The organism is Sorangium sp. So ce131 (genome assembly GCF_051519095.1).
Taxonomy (GTDB): domain Bacteria; phylum Myxococcota_A; class Polyangia; order Polyangiales; family Polyangiaceae; genus Sorangium.
In genome coordinates this window covers 2,733,895-2,752,251 of record NZ_CP150455.1, presented here as the reverse complement: position 1 = coordinate 2,752,251, position 18,357 = coordinate 2,733,895, and the positions used below count along the sequence as shown (strand labels likewise).

At 72.3% G+C, this 18,357-nt stretch carries 12 protein-coding genes; 5 read left to right on the top strand and 7 right to left on the bottom strand.

The window, feature by feature from the left end; genetic code table 11:
• Positions 1–19 precede the first annotated feature (19 nt).
• Genes WMF43_RS10185 through WMF43_RS10175 form a run of 3 tightly spaced genes read right to left on the bottom strand, consistent with a single transcriptional unit; the run spans position 20 to position 3,418 of the window.
• Positions 20–556 (bottom strand): chemotaxis protein CheW, encoded by a 537-nt coding sequence (locus tag WMF43_RS10185; RefSeq protein ID WP_437679300.1) that lies wholly within the window; start codon positions 554–556, stop codon positions 20–22.
• The gene (locus WMF43_RS10180; RefSeq protein WP_437679299.1) at positions 549–2,831 is read right to left on the bottom strand and encodes a chemotaxis protein CheA; all 2,283 of its coding nucleotides are present in this window, start codon (positions 2,829–2,831) and stop codon (positions 549–551) included. Before WMF43_RS10180 ends, WMF43_RS10185 begins: the two co-directional genes overlap by 8 nt.
• Positions 2,831–3,418: a response regulator gene (locus WMF43_RS10175; protein WP_437679298.1), complete on the bottom strand. Its 588-nt coding sequence runs from the start codon at positions 3,416–3,418 to the stop codon at positions 2,831–2,833. Before WMF43_RS10175 ends, WMF43_RS10180 begins: the two co-directional genes overlap by 1 nt.
• 300 nt (positions 3,419–3,718) lie before the next feature.
• Here WMF43_RS10175 and WMF43_RS10170 point away from each other — a divergent pair, with 300 nt between their 5' ends.
• Positions 3,719–4,825: a VWA domain-containing protein gene (locus WMF43_RS10170; RefSeq protein WP_437679297.1), complete on the top strand. Its 1,107-nt coding sequence runs from the start codon at positions 3,719–3,721 to the stop codon at positions 4,823–4,825.
• An 88-nt stretch (positions 4,826–4,913) separates the two neighbouring features.
• Here the strand turns inward: WMF43_RS10170 and WMF43_RS10165 are convergent, their stop codons facing one another.
• Positions 4,914–5,765: a hypothetical protein gene (locus WMF43_RS10165; protein WP_437679296.1), complete on the bottom strand. Its 852-nt coding sequence runs from the start codon at positions 5,763–5,765 to the stop codon at positions 4,914–4,916.
• A 233-nt stretch (positions 5,766–5,998) separates the two neighbouring features.
• Between WMF43_RS10165 and WMF43_RS10160 the strand changes: the two genes are divergently transcribed.
• Entirely contained in the window at positions 5,999–7,246 is a 1,248-nt protein-coding gene (locus WMF43_RS10160) for a putative DNA modification/repair radical SAM protein (protein ID WP_437679295.1), read from the top strand.
• A 105-nt stretch (positions 7,247–7,351) separates the two neighbouring features.
• On the opposite strand, the gene WMF43_RS10155 is transcribed toward WMF43_RS10160, so the two are convergent.
• Positions 7,352–8,413 carry a hypothetical protein gene (locus WMF43_RS10155; RefSeq protein ID WP_437679294.1) on the bottom strand — a complete coding sequence of 354 codons (1,062 nt, stop codon included), beginning with the start codon at positions 8,411–8,413 and terminating at the stop codon, positions 7,352–7,354.
• Between the two features lie 177 nt (positions 8,414–8,590).
• Between WMF43_RS10155 and WMF43_RS10150 the strand changes: the two genes are divergently transcribed.
• The 3 genes from WMF43_RS10150 to WMF43_RS10140 all read left to right on the top strand — a co-directional run bounded on the left by WMF43_RS10150 (position 8,591) and on the right by WMF43_RS10140 (position 12,904).
• Positions 8,591–10,063 carry a UdgX family uracil-DNA binding protein gene (locus WMF43_RS10150; RefSeq protein ID WP_437679293.1) on the top strand — a complete coding sequence of 491 codons (1,473 nt, stop codon included), beginning with the start codon at positions 8,591–8,593 and terminating at the stop codon, positions 10,061–10,063.
• Positions 10,064–10,294: 231 nt separating this feature from the next.
• Positions 10,295–10,564 (top strand): hypothetical protein, encoded by a 270-nt coding sequence (locus tag WMF43_RS10145; RefSeq protein WP_437679292.1) that lies wholly within the window; start codon positions 10,295–10,297, stop codon positions 10,562–10,564.
• Between the two features lie 384 nt (positions 10,565–10,948).
• Positions 10,949–12,904 (top strand): hybrid sensor histidine kinase/response regulator, encoded by a 1,956-nt coding sequence (locus WMF43_RS10140; RefSeq protein ID WP_437679291.1) that lies wholly within the window; start codon positions 10,949–10,951, stop codon positions 12,902–12,904.
• 69 nt (positions 12,905–12,973) lie between these two features.
• Here WMF43_RS10140 and WMF43_RS10135 read toward each other — a convergent pair whose 3' ends face one another.
• Both WMF43_RS10135 and WMF43_RS10130 read right to left on the bottom strand, forming a co-directional pair.
• Positions 12,974–13,936: a serine/threonine-protein kinase gene (locus WMF43_RS10135; protein ID WP_437679290.1), complete on the bottom strand. Its 963-nt coding sequence runs from the start codon at positions 13,934–13,936 to the stop codon at positions 12,974–12,976.
• A 158-nt stretch (positions 13,937–14,094) separates the two neighbouring features.
• Positions 14,095–17,985, bottom strand: coding sequence for a hypothetical protein (locus tag WMF43_RS10130; protein WP_437679289.1), 3,891 nt, complete (start codon positions 17,983–17,985; stop codon positions 14,095–14,097).
• Positions 17,986–18,357: the final 372 nt, after the last annotated feature.

Here is an 18,357-nt window from a genome sequence, read left to right as displayed (position 1 = left end):
GGCGCGGACGAATCGTCCGTTAGGACGCGAGTATCGCCTGCAGGTCGAGCAGGATGATGACGCGCGGCTGCGCCTCGCCCTGGGTGCCATCGGCCGCGTTCGCCCCGTGCATCGGCCGGGCGATGCCGGCGATGTAGCTCGCCACGTCGCCCCCGAGCGCCGTCGCGGCGTGCTCGATCTCGGCGTCGGCGAGCCGGTAGACCTGCTGGACCTCGTCGACGAACAGCCCCAGCGTCTCGCCGTTCGCCGCGTCGACGAGCAGGATGCGCGCGCGCCGCATCGGCGCCGACTCGTGCAGCCGCATCCGCCGCCGGAGGTCGATGACGGTCACGAGCTGGCCGCGCACGCTGACGATGCCCATCGTCGAGTCCGGCGCGCGCGGCACCGGCGTGAGCGGCGGCGGCTTCAGGATCTCGCGCACGAGCGACACGGGCGCGGCGTAGGTGTCGCCGGCGAGCGTGAACGCGAGGTACTCGGTCCGGGGCCCGCTCGCCGCGGCGCGCGGCTGCCGCTTCGAGACGGGGACCCGGGCGGGCCTTCGGGAGAGGTTAGCCATGGGTGCTCCGCGGATCGGCGCGCTGCCGATCCCCGCCGTGGAGGATCTCCTCGATGAGCGCCGGGGCGTCGAGGACGAGGGCGATGCGCTGGTCGCCGAGCTCCGTGGCGCCGGCGAAGCCGCGCACCGAGGCGAGCGACGGGCCGAGCGCCTTGATCACGACGTCCTGCTGGCCGATCAGCGTGCTCACGACGAGCCCCAGCCTGCGCGCGCCGACCTGGGCGACGACGATGTACTTGCGCTTGCTGCCCGCCTGCAGCCCGAGCGTCGCGCGGCCGCCGTCGCCCCGGCGCCCGCCGCTCACCGCCGCCCTCGCCGCCGAGCCGCCGCGCCCCCCGCCGAGCAGGCCGGCGATGCGCGCGCTGAGCTCCTCCTCCTCGTTCAGGCCGAAGAGCCGCGCGAGGTAGCAGAGCTGGAGCGTGCTGTTGCGCAGCGTGATCATCTCGCGGCCGTCGATCTGGCGCACCGTCGCCTCGTCGAGCGCCACCGCCTCCTGCACGTTGGTGAGCGGGATGGCGAAGAGCCTGTCGGCGACGCGGACGATGAGCGCGCTGATGATCGCGAGCGTGATCGGCAGCGTCACCGTCATCTTGGTGCCGATGCCCGGCTCGCTGTTCACGTCGATGACGCCGCCGAGCTTGCCGATGTTCGTCTTCACGACGTCCATGCCGACGCCGCGCCCGGAGAGCTCGCTCACGTCGCTCTTCGTCGAGATGCCGGGCATGAAGATGAGGTTCAGGACCTCGCGGTAGCTCGTCGTCCGCGCGTCCTCCTGGGACATGACCCCGCGGCGCAGCGCGACCTCGAGCAGCTTGTCGACGTCGATGCCCTTGCCGTCGTCCTCGATCTCGATGACGACGTGGTTGCCCTTCTGGAAGGCGTTCAGCGCGATCGTGCCGACCGCGGGCTTGCCCACCGCCTCGCGCGCGCTCTTCGACTCGATGCCGTGGTCGATGGCGTTGCGCATCATGTGCATGAGCGGGTCGCTGAGCTCCTCGACGATGAGCTTGTCGACCTCGGTGTCGGCGCCCGTGATGACGAGGTTCACGAGCTTGTCCGCGTCGCGGCTGATCTGGCGGACGACGCGGGCGAGCTTGTCGAACACCTGCCCGAGCGGGACCATCCGGACCTCGAGGATGCCCGCCTGCATGGCGGCGAGGTGCCGGTCGAACGTGCGCTGCAGCCGGTGGAGGTCGAGGCTCAGCTCGCGCTCGGTCGGCGCGGCGCGGAGCCGCTCGACGAGGCGGCCGAGCGCGGACCGCACGAGCGCGAGCTCGCCGACGATGTTCATGAGCCGGTCGAGCTTGTGGATGTCGACCCGCACGGTCTGGGCGACCGAGCGGATGGAGCTGAGCTCCCCCTTGCGGGTGCCGCGCGCGCTCGACGGCGGGCTCGCCTGCATGGAGCCCGTCAGATCGACGGCCCGCGACACGCCCGTCGGCGCGCCGCCCCGGTGCGCCGGCGACATGGAGGGCATCCCGGGCGCGACCCGCCCGTGCGCGGCGTGCGCGGCGTGGGCGGCGTGCGCGTCGCTCCGGCGCGGGATCTCCTCGACCGCCGCGCCGGCCTGGTGCAGGGCGCGCTGGAGCTCGTCGAGCGGCGCCCGCGAGGCCATCAGGATGTCGAGCTCGATCGAGTCCTGGTCGGCGCCCGCGCCGGTCGGCAGGTAGGTGATGATCTCGCCGTACGGCTTCGCGGTGATCTTCAGGTCGTCGAGGGCCTGATCGATGGTGGCGAGGTGGAACTGCACGCGGAGCCGGAACAGGGTCATCCCGCTCGCGATGTTCGTGCGCAGCCGGTGCTCCTCGTACTCGGTGAGCACGGAGAGCAGCCCCGGGTCGAGGTCGTAGTTGTCGTCCGCGAGGCCGGCGGCGCTCGGGCCGGCGTCCTGGTGCAGCTGGCGGAGGAGGTCGTCGACCTCGGGCATGGGCGCGTCGCGCCCGTCCTTCTCGTTCTGGAGGATGCGCCCGTAGAGCTCGACGCTCCGGAACAGGAGGTCGAGCACGGACGCGCTGATCTCGATGCGGCCGAGGCGCAGGTTGTCGAGCAGCTCCTCGAGCTCGTGCGACAGCGTCGCCATCCGGGTCGCGCCGAAGAGCCCGGCGAGCCCCTTCAGGGTGTGCACGGCGCGGAAGACGTCGTTGATGACGTCCGGGTCGACCTTGTTGGTCCTCACCGCCTCGTCGAGCGCGAGCAGGTCGCGCCCGAGCCCTTCGACGATCTCCTGGGCTTCCGAGAAGAACTCTTCGCGCGCGCGGTCGCCGCTGTCGACCATCAGCCTCCGCCTCCCTCAGGGGATCCGGGGTGCCTGGGCTTCCGTGCAGGCGCGGGGTCGGAGCCGGCGGCGGGCGGCGGCGCGTCCGCGGCGACGGCGGGCGGCGGCGGCGTGTCGGCGGCCGCGGCCGTGGCGGGCGGCGGCGGCGCGGCGCCGTCGCCGGCGGCGTCCGGCGGGGCGTCGCGGGCCTCGGCGCGCTGGGCCCGCCCGTCGAGGCAGGCGACGACCGCGTCGCGCAGGGCCTCGGGCGTGAACGGCTTCGGGAGGAACCCGTCCGCGCCCAGCTTGAGCCCGCGCTGGACGTCGCGCTCGGTCGCCTGGGTCGAGATGATGAGGATGCCGACGCGCCGGTAGCGGTCGCTCTGCCGGACGAAACGGATGAGCTCGAGCCCGTTGATGTCGGGCATGTTGATGTCGGTGATGACGAGGTCGAAGGCGCCGCGCGGCAGGAGCCGGAGCGCGTCGAACCCGCTCATCGCCTCGACGATGTCGACGTCCCCCGCGAGCCCGAGCACGCAGTCCTCGAGCGTCGAGCGCACATACGCTCGCATTGCCGGCGAGTCCTCGACGATCAGGATGCGTGCCATGCGGCGACAGGGTAACGGAAATCCACGCGGGGGGACCAACTCGCTGCGCGCCCGGGGGTGCGCCGCGGCGGCGCGAGGCGCGCCAGCCCCTATGTACGGCGGTCTCCTTCCCCGTGTAAACCGGCCCGGGGGCGATCGGCGTGCCCGCCCGGGGGCGCCGCGGGTCGCCCCGGGTCGGCCAGCACCGGGGCGCAGCCGGCGCCCGCCCGCTCGCCGGACATGAGCGCACATCCGGCGCCGCGCGCCCGACCTGGCGCAGCGAATTGACATCGCGGCGCCCGATGCGCGCTAATCCCCCGCGTGAAAATCCTCCTTTGTTCTCCAGCGGTCCGGATCCTGCTCGCCGCCCTGCTCGCTCTCTCGAGCGTGGCCTGCGGCGGCGGGCTGCGGGTCAACCGGATCAACTCCGCCCAGAAGAAGCCGAACAACGTCTGGGTGTTCTTCAGCGTCGACGCCGGCGAGGACGAGCCGGTGGGCGGTCTCACGGCCGAGGACTTCGAGATCTACGAGGACGGCGATCTCGTCTCGAAGTTCGAGAGCAAGCAGACCATCCAGAACCCCGAGGTCGCGGCGGTCATGTACACGATGCTGCTCGTCGACATGAGCGGCAGCATCACCGAGTCGGGGCAGGCCGACGCGCTCGTCGACGCGGCGCAGTCCTTCAGCGACCGGGTGGGCAAGAGCCAGAAGGTCGGCGTGTACGCCTTCGACGGCGAGGCGAAGATCCACTCCGTCGTCCCGTTCACCGAGGCCCAGGGCTCGGTCGAGGGCGGGCTGGAGGGGCTGCGGAGCTACAAGCCGAAGGACACGTCGACGAACCTCCACGGCGGCGTGGTCGAGGGCATCCGCGAGCTCAAGAAGCAGCTCGACCGGGACCGGCGCCCGCTCAAGTTCGGCACGCTCGTCGTCTTCTCCGACGGCACCGACCGCGCGAACCGCGTGAGCCGGGAGGACATGCTGAAGGAGCTCGACAAGGAAGAGTACGAGAACTACCAGATCTTCGTCGTCGGCGTCGGCGCCGAGATCGAGAAGGCGCGGCTCGACGAGATCGGGCGCGACGGGACCGAGCTCGCGGCGGATCAGGCGAAGGTCAAGGAGTCGTTCGACAAGATCGCGGCGAAGATCGAGGCGCACATGAAGCGCTTCTACCTGCTCTCGTACTGCACGCCCGCGCGCGCGGGGGAGCACGAGGTGGAGATCAAGGCGATCTCGAAGGACCCGTCGGCGTCCGGCTCGCTCGAGTACAAGTTCAACGCCGACGGGTTCGGGCCGCCGCCGGAGTGCGACCCCAACACGCCGCCGTCGTTCGATCTGAAGGCGACCGCCCCCGTCGAGGAAGGCACGGGCGGAGGGGGCGCGAAGGCGAGCTTCAAGGCGAACGCCGGCGTCAAGGTGCAGGCGAAGTGAGGGGCGCTGCCTCGCGCGGCGGCGCACGCCGCGCGAGGTGGTGGGCCCGCGCCGCCCGCGAGGTGGTGAGCGCGGGCCCGGCAGACGGCTAGCGGGGCGGCTCGGGGATGAACTCGGCGCCCAGCCGGAAGATCAAGAAATCCTTCGTGACGTTCTGGTCGCCCCCCGGCCAGAGGAACGGGCTGCCGGTGCTGCGGTCCGGGTCCCACTCGTACCACATCCAGCGCGCCTCCTCGTCGATGTCACAGACGATGGGGAACTCGTTGCCAGGGAGCGGGTCGCTGCGATCCGTGTCATTCGTCTCCCCGAACACGACCTTGCCGTGCGTGGAGTCCGCGGTGGTCACCCAGCCGGCGCTGGTGGTCTGCTCGTCCAGGCCGCCGCGGCTGCAGCTCGCGATATGCCGGTTGATGGTCTCGATCTCCGGCCCGTGGGAGCCCAGGTCGTAGTCCTCGCCCGTCGCGCAGACCTCCCACTCGCCGGCGCCCGTGAAGACGGGCGCGGCGCCTTCGCGGAAGAACTGGCCGAGCACGCCCTGGGTGACGGCCATGTCGGCGTAGGTGACGATGTAGAGGTAGTGTCCCGCGTTCGCGGACCGGGCCGGCACCGTGTACGCCTCGGGTCCGTTGCCGATGGGACAGGTGAAGATCTCGTCGGCCGTCAGGTTCTCGATGCCGCCGAAGTAGTTGAGGAGCCTGTCGCCGGTCCCGTAGCCGAAGCCGTACGCGTTGTCGGCGGTGATGATCACGTTCACGTCGGTGGTGAGCCCGGCCCCGGGGTCGCCGCCGCCGAGCTCGCCCTCCGGATCCGGACCGCCGCCGTCGCCCGCGCCGGGGCCGCCGGCGCCCGAGCCGTCGCCGCTGGCATCGCCGGACATCGAGCACCCGGGCGTGAGAAGCGCGATCACGAGAGCAGCAATGCACGCTTTGAGTAGGTTCATCGATCCAGGATCGGCGAAGTCGTGCTTTGCGTAAAGGTTGGGCGGCCTCAACGATGGCGTGAACCCGACGCTGCCGCGGACGCCGCCGCGGACGGGGGGCCGCGGGAACGACGCCTGCCGCGTTCGCTCGCATTCGCCTCGATCTCTCGCTCGCGCTCGCCTCGATTTGCCGAGCGCCGCGCGCGCCGCCGGCCTTGCCAGGGCCCGCGCAGCGCCCCAGGTTATTCCGGTTCATGGAGCTCAAGCGCAAGCTCGCTGTCCTCGCGGACGCCGCGAAATACGACGCCTCCTGCGCGAGCAGCGGCTCCAGGCGGCCCGCCGCGCCGCAGGGGATCGGCAGCACCGAGGGGATGGGCATCTGCCACAGCTACACGCCGGATGGCCGCTGCGTCTCGCTCCTCAAGATCCTGCTGACGAACGTCTGTATCTACGACTGCCAGTACTGCGTGAACCGCCTCTCCAGCGACGTGGAGCGCGCGCGCTTCACGCCGGGCGAGGTGGTCGCGCTCACGCTCGACTTCTACCGGCGGAACTACATCGAGGGTCTGTTCCTGAGCTCGGGAGTCCTGAAGAGCCCCGACTACACGATGGAGCAGCTCGTGGCCGTCGCCCGGTCGCTGCGCGAGGAGCACGCCTTCGGGGGGTATATCCACCTGAAGGCGGCGCCGGGCGTCTCGCCCGAGCTGCTCGACGCGGCGGGGCGGTACGCCGATCGGCTCAGCGTCAACGTCGAGCTGCCGACGCAGCGGGATCTCGCGGCGCTCGCGCCCGAGAAGACGATGCCGGCCATCGAGGCCGCGATGGCGGAGATCCACGCCCGGATCGCCGAGACGCGCGACGATCCGAGCCCGCGGGCGCCCGCGTTCGCGCCGGCGGGGCACAGCACGCAGATGATCGTGGGGGCGACGCCGACGAGCGATCACGAGATCCTCGCGACCGCCTCGCGGCTGTACACGGCGCACGGGCTCCGGCGCGTCTACTACTCCGCGTTCAGCCCGATCCCGCACGGGGACGCCCGCCTGCCGGCCGAGGCGCCGCCGCTCGCGCGCGAGCACCGCCTGTACGAGGCGGACTGGCTCATCCGGTTCTACGGCTTCTCGGCGGGGGAGCTCCTGAGCGCGGCCTCGCCGAACCTCGATCTCACGATGGATCCGAAGCTCGCGTGGGCGATCGCGCACCGCGAGTTCTTCCCTGTCGACGTGAACACCGCGCCCCGGGAGGCGCTCCTGCGCGTGCCCGGGCTCGGGGTGCGGACGGTGAAGCGCGTGCTCGCGATGCGCCGCCACCGGGCGGTCCGGATGGACGACCTGGCGCGGCTCCGCGTGCCGATCGCCCGCGCGGCGCCGTTCCTGATCACGGCCGACGAGCACCGGAGCGCGGCGCGGGATCTCGACCGCGCCGGCCTCGCGGCGCGGGTCCGCCCGCCCGCGCAGCTCAGCCTGTTCGAGGCGCGCGAGGTGGCGCGCTCCGGGGAGCTGTGAGCGGCGCCTCGCCGGGGTCGGTGTGAGCGGCGCCTCGCCGGGGTCGCGGGGCCCGGGCCGGCTCCGGGTGGAGCGGACAGCCGAGCGCAGGCGCGCAGGGGCCGCTCAGGGCACGATCTCGCGGACGCTGCCCTTCTTGTACAGGAGCCCGTCGGGCCCGACGCCGTCGCTCCGGAAGTACACGGAAATGTTGGGTTTTCCGGTCTCGGAGCCCGGGCGATCCGGCGCCCCGGTGAGCTTCATCGCCGGATCGACGCCCTGCGCGCAGGCGTCGCCGCCGACGCCGAAGTCGGTCCCCTGGTCGACGTGCTCGAGGATCTTCACCCAGGCGCCGCCGTCCGCGCCGTCGGTCTCGTCGATCCAGAGCTCCTGCTTCACGCCGCCGTTCGGCAGGTCGTAGACGAGCTGTTTGTAGCCGATCCAGACCTGCTCCGGCATGCCGCCTTCCCAGTAGGGTTTGCCGAGGAGGGCCACGGAGTCGGGGTGGCTCGTCTCCTCCTCGAAATCGACCCTCCCGTCGTAACGCATGCGGGCGGCGATCCCGCGCGTGTCGCACGGAGTGACGTCCTCGTCGCCGATCGTGCCGTGGTTGGTGCGCGCCATCGCGACGAGGCCTCCCCAGGGGGTCGCGTCGTCGTCGACGCGCATGAAGTACATCGTCACCTCGACGTCGCGCCACTGGTCGACGAGCGCGGGGTCGTGGACGTACATCCGCGGGACCTGGCCGCTGATCTTGAGGATGCCCTGGCCGTCGGTCTCGTAGGAGGCGTCGCCGTGATCGGCGTCGAACCAGGGATCCTCGGGATCGATCCCGGAAAACGTGCGCGCCGCGCCGTTATCCCAGGTCGAGATCCACGTTTTGCCTCCGGGCAGCGCAGGCCGCAGCGTCGCGATCCCGAACCTGTCGACCGGGGCCACCTCCCCGCCCCCGGCGCCGCCCACGCTCCCGGCGCCGCCCGCGCCGTCCGGACCGGATGAGCTCCCGGCGCCGCCGCTCGCGCTGGAAGCGGGCCTGTCGGCGCCGCCGCCGCCGAGCTCGCCGCCGGCCCCGCCTGCGCCGGACTGGCTTGTTGCGGCGTGGGCGGGGTCATCGCCGCAACCGATGCTGCACAGGGCCAGGGCAGCGGACAGGAGAGCTATCGGGCCCGTGAAGGAGCAGCTGCGCATCCCCTCCAGCCTACCATGGCGACTGGCGTCTTCTGCCGGTGTGCCGGGGCCGGCCGGGAGAGATTGCACAGGAGACGGGAGTCGCACGCCCGATCCTGGGTTCCCTGGGCTCCGCGAGCGCCGCATAGAGCGGGCGCCTTGCCATCGAGCGTGGAGCGCCCCAGGTGCCCGCTTCGTATGCCCCTCGTGCGCGCGCCCATCGCCCCCACGTTCGACGCCTTCCGCGACGCCGCGCGCGCGCTGCTCGCCCGCGGGACGCCGCCCGAGGACGTCCTCTGGGAGGATGTCAGCGAGGGGCAGGGCGTGCTCTTCGGCGCCGCGCTGGCCGCGCCGGCCGCCTCCGGAGCCGCGGCGCCGGCGGCGCCTGCGGGCGAGGCGCCGGCGGCGCCTGCGGGCGCGCCGCGGCCGCGCGTCCCGGCGGCCTTCATGTCCCTCGCGGGTGCCGTCTCCTGCCACCGCGACGGCGCGCGCTTCTCGCTGCTCTACCGCGCGCTGTTCCGGCTGACGCACGGCGAGCCTTACCTGCTCGAGCTCGCCGCCGACCCCGACGTCGCGAAGCTCCGCGCCATGGAGCAGGCGGTGCGGCGCGACGAGCACAAGATGCACGCCTTCGTGCGCTTCCGGCGGGTCGCGGACGACGGCGGCGAGCGTTACGTCGCGTGGTACCGGCCCGATCACCGGATCGTCCGCCTCGCCGCGCCGTTCTTCGCGCGGCGTTTCCCGTCGATGGCGTGGTCGATCCTGACGCCCGACGAGTCGGCGCACTGGGACGGCGCCGAGCTCCGCTACGGTCCGGGTCTGCCGCGCGACGCCGCGCCGCGCGAGGACGAGCTGGAGGAGCTGTTCCGCACGTATTACCGGGCGATCTACAACCCGGCGCGGGTGAACCTCCGGGCGATGCGCGCGGAGATGCCCGCGAAGCACTGGAGCACGTTGCCCGAGCTCTCGGTGATGAACGAGCTCGTCCGCGACGCCGCGTCGCGCGTGGACGCGATGCAGGCGAGCCGCAGCGGCTCGGGCAGCGCGGCGGCGGCGTACGTGCCCGCCTCGCGCGAGCTCCCGGTGCTGCGCGAGGCGGCGGCGGCGTGCCGGGCGTGTGCGCTCTGCGAGCGGGCCACCCAGACGGTGTTCGGCGAGGGGCCGGCCGACGCGGCGCTGATGCTGGTGGGCGAGCAGCCGGGCGACGAGGAGGACCTCGCCGGCCGGCCCTTCGTCGGGCCCGCGGGCCGCGTGCTCGACGAGGCGCTCGCCGGAGCGGGCCTGTCGCGGGGCGGCCTCTACGTGACGAACGCCGTGAAGCACTTCAAGTGGGAGCCGCGCGGCGAGCGCCGGCTGCACGCGAAGCCTGTCGGCCCGGAGATCCAGGCCTGCCGCGCCTGGCTCCAGGCCGAGGTGGACGCGGTGCGGCCGCGCGTGATCGTGTGCCTCGGCGCGACGGCGGCGCGCTCCTTCCTGGGCGGGCGGTTCAGCGTGACGCAGAGCCGCGGGCAGGTGTTCAGGACCCCGTGGGCGGAGGCGTGGATGGCGACGTACCACCCGGCGGCGCTGCTGCGCATGCCCGACGAGGCGGCGCGCGCGGCGGCGAGGGCGCATTTCCAGGAGGATCTCGCGAAGGCGGCGGGATTGCTCGCAAGCGCCCGGAGGGCGTGAGGGTGGACGGGGCGTGGAGGGGAGAGGGAGAGGGAGAGGGAGAGGGAGAGAGGGTGGATCTGTTAGGGAATATCGAGCACGAGCACGAGCACGAAGACGGGAGACGAAATACGGGGGATGAGACCTTGTGCCGGGTGGCGTTCCAGCACGATTGCGCTTGTGGGGGAGGTTGCTCCATGAGATCGGCAGCGCGCACCGCTTGGGGCGCTGCGCCTACGTGGGGGGAGATCCATGAAGCACACGCTCTTCGCGCTGGTCCTCGGCGCGCTCTCGTTGTCGACCATGATGTCCAGCAGCGACACGGCGCAAGCTCAGGACCGGGCGCCGCGCGGCTCGTACCGCAGGACCTGCAGGGACATCCGCATGGATGAAGGCACGCTGCTCGCGAGGTGCCGGGACCGGAGAGGGAACTTCCGCAGGACGCGCCTGGAGGACGCCAGGCGGTGCAAAGGAGACATCGAGAACGCCAACGGCCGACTCCGCTGTTCCTTCCGTCGCTAGCTCCGAGTGTCACAGGTCTGGCCAGGGATCCCGAGAGATGCCGTGTGCTCCCCGGCTCGCCGCCGTCACCGGCGCGGCTCGCTCCGCCACTTCGCCCAGCGCACCGGGCGATCGAGCTCGATGACGTCGAAGGGCTCGACGCGGACGCGCGCCGCGTCGCGGTGGACGGCCGGTGCCCCGACAATCCTTACCGGAAGGGACGGGAGTTCCAGGCGGCGCACGACGCTCCGAGACTCGCGCGGTCCGCGGATTGCAGATGGCGCCTCGGAGACCTCGGCACCATATCACGGGCGTGAGGGCCGTGGTGGTGTCCTCCTACCCTGCAGCCCGGCTGAGGCGCGACGACGTGCCGGAAGACTCGCCGAAGGAGCGACGGGCTGTCCCATGGACCAGGGAAAAAAAGCACATCAAGACGCATGGCAGCGTGAGCTCTTCCGCCTGCTGATCGAAAGCACGAAGGATTACGCCCTCCTCGCCACCGACCCGGAGGGGAACATCATCGCCTGGGGGGGAGGCGGGCCGGAGGTCCTCGGGTACACCGAGGACGAGATCCTTGGAAAACCTCTGACGCAGATCTACCTGCCCGAGGACGTCCGGACCGGCTTGCCCGCGGACGAGATGCGGACGGCCCTGGCGGACGGCCGGGCGTTGAACGAGCGCTGGCATGTCCGGAAGAACGGGACCCGCGTCTGGTGCACCGGCACCATGACGCCGCTGAAGGACCAGGACGGCAGCCTGCGCGGCTTCGCGAAGCTGATGCGCGACCACACGGAGCAGCACCTCGCCGGGCTGGCGCTGCGCGAGAGCGAGGAGCGGCTGCGGCTCGCGCTCGAGGCCGCCAAGATGGGCACCTGGCTCTGGAACGTCGCCCAGGACAGGGAGACCCTGGATCCAAGCCTGAAGCAGCTGATGGGCGCGGAGCCGACCAGGGTGATCCGCACCCTGGAAGACTTCATCCAGCTCATCCACCACGAGGACCAGCCGGCCGTGCGCGAGGCCTTCGAGGCCGCCGTTCGCAGGGGTTCCGACCTCACCGTCGAGTTCCGCGTCGTCTGGCCCGACGGCTCCGTGCACTGGCTGCGAGACCAGGGGAGGATCTTCCGCGACGCGCTCGGATCCGCGGTGGCCCTGACCGGCGCGTGCGTCGACATCACCGAGCGAAAGGAGCTCGAGCAGGCGCTGCAGCAGCGGGCGGAGCAGCTCGCCGAGGCGGACCGGCGCAAGGACGAGTTCCTGGCGATGCTGGGACACGAGCTGCGCAACCCGCTGGCCCCGGTCCGCAGCGTCATCGAGGCGCTACGCCAGAAGACGTCCGACGACGGACAGCTCGAGCGGGCCTTCACCATCATCGACCGCCAGATCGAGCACCTCGTGCGGCTGGTCGACGACCTGCTCGACGTCTCGCGCATCACGCGAGGCAAGATCCGCCTCCACCAGGAGACGGTGCCCCTCTCCTCGCTCGTGGGCCAGGCCGTCGATTCCGTCGCCGCGCTCGTGGAGGCGCGCGGTCATGAGCTCATGATCTCGCTCCCCATGAGGCCGGTCCACCTGGAGGTCGACCCCACCCGGATAGTCCAGGTGATCACGAACCTCCTGCACAACGCCATCAAGTACACGGATCCCGGGGGCCGCATCTGGGTGATCGGCGAGCGGCAGGGAGATCGGCTGGAGCTCCGGGTCAAGGACACCGGCCAGGGTATCGCGCCGGACCTCCTGCCGAGGATCTTCGATCTGTTCACCCAGGGAGAGCGCACTCCGGACCGCGCCCAAGGCGGGCTCGGCATCGGCCTCACCCTGGTGCGCCGCCTGGTGGAGATGCACGGGGGCACCGTCGAAGCGCGGAGCGACGGCCCCGGGAAAGGGAGCGAGTTCATCCTGTGGTTGCCGGCCACGGCCGCCAAGGCCACCAGGGCGGCTGCGGGTCCCGCCCGGGAACAGCCGGCGCCCGCGGCATCGAAGCGTATCCTGGTCGTCGACGACAACCCGGATGTGGCCGAGTCCCTGGTCATGCTGCTGCAATCGATGGGGCACCAGGTGCGCATGGTGATGAGCGGGCCCGAGGCGCTGGAGTCGGCGCCGGCCTTCCGGCCAGAGGTCGTGCTGCTCGACATCGGGCTGCCAGGGATGGACGGGTACGCGGTCGCCAGGGAGATGCGCCGGCGGCCGGGCGTCGAGGGCGCGCTCCTGGTGGCGCTCAGCGGGTACGGCCAGGAGGAGGATCGACGTCTCTCCTACGCGGCCGGCTTCGACCACCACCTGGTCAAGCCGGTGTCGCGCGCGGAGCTGGAGCTGTTGATTGGTCCCTCCCCGCCGCGCGCGGGATCACCGGACGTGCGCTGAGGAGCTGGCCCGGGCGACGATCATGCGCTGGGGCGGAAGTCGTCGGTGAGCTCTCCGGAGGGCTCCCCCTCAGCGCGCCGGCAGCCGCCCCCCCGCCGGGATCCGCCCCTCCTCCACGGCAACGACGTACGGCGGCAGCCGCCCTGCCCGCACCGCGCGCACGTCGCCCCGCATCGTCGCCGCGTCGGGATACCGCTCGGCCTTGTGGAACGCGAGCGCGCGGTCCACGACGTCGCACACCTCGGACGGCACGGCCGGCGCGCACGCCGCGAGCGACGGCACCCGCTCCGTCGCCGCCGCGATGAGCAGGCGCGCGTCGGCCACGTCGCCGTGGATCGCGCGGCCGGAGAGCAGCCGGAACATCGTGGCGCCCAGGCCGAAGAGATCGGTCCGCCCGTCGATCTCACGCACCATGCCCATCGCCTGCTCGGGCGCCATGTACTCGCTCGTGCCGAGCGCCACCCCCGTCTTCGTGGCCGTCTTCTCCGGCAGCTCGCCCATGCCGAACGGCAGCGGGTCGAGCACACGCGCGATGCCGAAATCGAGCACCTTCACGCGCCCGTCGGTCCCGACGTGCAGGTTCTCGGGCTTGATGTCCCGGTGCACCACGCCGTGCGCGTGCGCCACCACCAGCACGTCGAGCACCCGCTCGGCCAGCGTCAGCACCTGGCCGACGGGGAGCGTCCCCGCCCGGGCCATCCAGTCGAACAGCGTCTCGCCCTCGAGCACCTCCATCGCCAGGTAGGCGGCGCCGTCGTCCGCGACGCCCGACTCCAGGATGAGCGGCAGCCCCTCGCAGAGCGGACCGACCGCGGCCAGCGCGCTCCCGATCGGCCCCTCGCGCAGGAACCGCTTCCGGAGCTCCTCGATCTCGCTGAGGTACGGGTGAAGCACCTTGATCGCCGCGACCTGGCCGTCGGCGCGCCGGCCGAGGAACACGCTCGCCATGCCGCCGCCGCCGAGCACGCGCTCCACCGTCCAGGTGCCGATCCGGGTCCCGATGCGCTGCGCCGCAAGCTCCTCGTCGTCCATCGAGCGGGCGGATGGTACCACCCCATCTACCAGGAATGATCAGGAAAGGCCGCTCCGCCGGAGGCTCGCGGCGATGACCTCGAACACGAGAGCTCCGGGCTCGCCGCGAACGAGCAGGAGTGACGGCGCCGTCGCGCATCGCGTGCTCTCGCTGCACCTCACGTGCCCCAGCGGCGGCGCTCGTCCTCCTCGTCCGCCGCGTGATGCTCATGGCTGCGCGTCAGGGATTCGATGAGCCGCTCGACGAAGGCGCGGACGAGCGGGTCGGGGTCGGCAAGCCACACGCGCGCGCGATCGAGCTGCTCGGCGTCGTGCTCGGCCAGGCTCGCGACCGCCCCGTCGGTGCTGTGGATACGGGCGATGCTCTCATCCGCGACCGAGCTCCGCGGCCCGAACCGCTGCACCAAGGCGCGCACGATCGGATCGAGCTCCGGCGAGCGGGGACGTACCAGCGCTGCCGCCGTGCGACCACGGCGCGTGTCTTGCCCGGCCCACGCGAGGACCTCCTCCACGGGCCAGGCAAACGACGAACGATGGAACATGAACGCCATCCGCAGGTGCCCCGCCGCGGGGTCGCGTCGGTCCAGGGCCGTCGCGACGGCCCGCCACGCTGCTCGGGCGTCGCGCGCGGCGGCCGCATGCAATGCCTTCCATGCGTGGTCCTTAGCGCCCCGAGGCTGCGATAGCGCAACCAGCGCGAGCTCCGCGACGCGCGCCACCTCCCCCTGCTCGACGAGGAGCCGCGCCCCCAGCTCCCAGAAGTGGTCGGTCATGCCGTGCACGCGGTGGGGAGCCAGGCGCTCGAGCGCCCGGAGCAAGAGCGCCCGCAAGGGCGCCGCGCGCTCGGGTCGGTCCTCGATGTGATCGACGAGGAGCTCCAGCGCCGCCGCCGCGTGCTCGATCGACGTGCCCTCGACGAGCACCCCCGCGAAGGCCGCGAAGGCCGCCTCGCTGACCTGGCTCAGCCAGTGGCCGCTGCGGCCCAGCTCCAGGACGCAGGCCTCATCGAGGAGGCCGCCCTGCACCGCCGACTGGATCCAGGCGAGGCGCTCTTCCGTCGCGCCCAGCTCGACGACAGCCAGGGCGAGGACCGACGCCTCGTCCGTGTCCAGCCTCAGATCGCGCAGGACCGCGTCCGCCGCCGCATCTCGGCCCGCCTGCGCCCAGCCGCCCAGGTAGCGCGCGAAGACGATCCGTCCCTTCCACGCCTTGCGCCAGGCCCTCGCCCGCTCGCGGAGCCCGGCGAGCAGCAGCCCGCGCTCGTCACAGCGGCCGAGGGCGTATGCGAACACCTGCGCGCGCACGGCCTCCTCGGACACGAGCCAGTCGAGCTCACCGAGCACCGGAGCATCGCCCGCGAGCCCCTCGCGCGCGAGCGCATCGTCGAGCGCGTCGTCCTTCTTGCGGAGCGCGGCGGGCCCCCACGCCCCGACGCGCTGGCGAAGGCGTTCCTTGAACGAGGACGGCGCGAGCAGCGCCCCGAGGCGCCCGGGGTACGCGCCGTCGGGCGCGAGCCAGCCCGCGTCGTAGGTGCGCACGGTCTCGAGGGCATCGCGGAGCTGGACGCGCTCGGATTCCGTGAAATCGGCCAGGTGCGCGGCGAGGGTCGCCATGGCGTGGTCGCCCATCCCGGCCCGAACCGCGGCGCGCAGCTCACCGACGGCTGCCCGCTTCGCCTCGGCCGCGACGGCGCGATCGGGGTCGCCGAAGCGCGCGCCGAGGAGCGTCCAGGCTTGGGCTCGGGCCAGGCGGGCCTCCTCGCCCGTGGTTGCCGTCCAGGCGCCGTCGATCGCCTCGTGCGCGATGCGGAACGCCCTCGTCGTCAGGACCGCCCGGATGCCCTCGAGGGCGACCGCGCGCACGGCGGGATCGGGATCGCTCAGCCGATGTTCCAGGAGGGCCATGCGCTCGGCGAGCGATCGGTGTGTGGCGTTCAGCTCGACGAGGAACAGGCCCGCCCACGTCGCCTTGGCGTTGTTCGCGTACGACTCGTTCTCGGCCTGGGCGAGGCGGAGCAGCGCGGCCTCCGCGTCCTCGAAGGCGTCCGCGCGGGTCGCGAGCTCCTCCAGGGCGAACACGATCCCGCGGCGCTCCTCGACGCGCGCGCGCAGCTCGTCGATGCTCGACGCCTCGATCCGCCGGCGGAGCTCGCGCGCGGTCGCGCCGGGCGCATGCCGGGCCACGAACCGGAGGCGCGGCCCGAGCAAGCCGAGCCTTCGGAGCTCCCCCCAGTCCTCCGGCGCCCGCTCGAGGTCCTCGACGCCGACCCGAGCCATGCCGACCAGGAGCTCGCGGCGGAGCCCGAGCCGCAACAGGGTCTCGAAGAAGTCGTCCATGTAGAGCTGGCCGTATCTCACCAGCGTCCGGCCTCCCGGGTCGTGCCCGCCGTCCGGGTCGAGGAGCCACGCGATCACCTCCCGCTCGAGCACGAGCGGCGTCACGTACTTGTACTTCCAGCCCTGGTTGCGCCGGAGGATCCCGCGCCTGACGCACTGATCCGCGACATCGAACAGGTCCTGCCCGCGCTCGAGACCCACGGCGCGGGACACGTCCTCCCGCTGCGCCAGCGAGAGCTCGCCCCAGTCGATCCGTCGCGTGATGGACGCGGCGAGCAGGCAGCGCGCGCGGCGGAGGCGGAGCGCCTGGAGCTCCGGACCTCGATCCGCCTCCCAGGACGCCGCGAGCGCCCACTGCGCCGCCTCGCGCACGTCGTGGGGAGGGCGATCCTCGACGAGAGACTCGCGCGCGAGCAGGTCGACGAACCACGGATAGCCCTCGCTCAGCCGGGCGATGTCGTGGACCCTCTCCGCGTCGGTTGGCCCCCCGAGCACGCGGGCCGCGAGCGTCCGGGTGGCGGTCGGGTCGAGCGGCTTCAGGTACCAGCGCGGGGAGAGCCTCGCCTTGTCCAGTACCTGCCTGGGCGCCGGCGTCACGATCAGGAGCCGCGCCGACGTGCGCGTCCTCGTGGCGGCGACGAAGCGCGCGGCGAGCGGATCCACTTGAATCGGCGGGCAGTCGTCGACGATCAAGACGACCGCGGGGTGGCGAGCCAGGAGCCGCCCGCGGTCGAGCGCGCCGAGCGCCTCGTCGGCGGTCCGGGCGACCCGCACGCGCTGCTCGACGGCCGGGTCGCTCGCGAGCGCCTCCAGGACCAGGCGCGTCTTGCCGACGCCCGGGGGGCCGACGAGCCACGCTGCCAGCTCGCGGGGCGTGGACGGGGCGTGTCGGATGAACCCGAGTAACGCGTCGCGCAGCGCCTCTCGCTCCGCATCGTCCGTGAACTCCGGCTCGCTCCTGTCTTCCTGGTGGTGAACGCGCCATTCATCGAGGCCGTGCAGCAGCGGGACGATGCTGAACCGGTCGGCCCATCCGGTGATGCTTCCGCTCTCGGGCTGGCGCGCGCGCAAGAAGCCGGTGAGTGCGTGGGCGTCCAGGACCTCGACGCGCGCGCTGGGGTTCTCCGCGTCCGGCCGCTCCTGTTTCATGCGCTCCCAGAGGGCGGCGACGAGGTGCTCGTGCGGCGTTCGCTGGACGCCGCCTCGCGTCACCTGGCTGTCGAGGTTGCCGATGGTGTTGATGAGCAGCTTGAAGTAGCCGCCCTCCAGCAGCACCTCGACGACCCGGCCGAGGCCCTTCCGCTCCTGGACGTCCCGCAGCGCCAGGTTGAGCCAGTTGTCCCCGCTCTTGCAGCTGTACGCGGTTCGGGCCTGACCGTCCTCCGTGAGCGGACCCAGGTGGTACGCCTTCTGGTAATCGGCCTTGGAGAGGCGAGGCGACCTCTTGACGGTGAGCAGGATGTCGCGCCCCCCGTCCGCAACGCTCCGTTTCGCTGGGCCGTCGAGGGCTGGATCGTCGTGGCGATCGTAGGCCTCGAACCGGATCAGATCGAAGCAGAATTGCTCGAAGTCGTCCGGATCGAGCGCCTCCAGGAGCTCGATGCTGATGTCCGTCCAGCCGAACGGGTCCCGCACCACGACGGCAGTGTGGACCGGCGACGCCCTGCGGGTCAACGCGGCGCCCACCTCCCCGAGGACGGCGACGCGGGACACTAAGACGTCGCGTGGCGCAGGAGAGGACGGCTGGCCAGGCGCGGGGCGCAGCTCCGTCGCCCGTCGATGCAATAACGCCTGAGGTCGCCCGGAACGCAGGCGCATGGCAACCCGGCGCCTGCGCTCCCAGCCGACTCGATCCGTTGCGCCCCCCTGGCCGACGCCCTTCCCCGCAGACTCGATCCGTTGCGCCCCCCTGGCCGACGCCCTTCCCCGCAGACTCGATCCGTTGCGCATCCCGGCTGAAGCCCTCTCCCAACGGGACCGGGTCCGTCGCGCACCCCCGGCCGAACCGCCTCCCAACGGATCGGGTCCGTCGCGCCTCCCCCTGGCCCCCCCTCGCTCCCGACCGCCAGCGCCGGATGCGCCCTA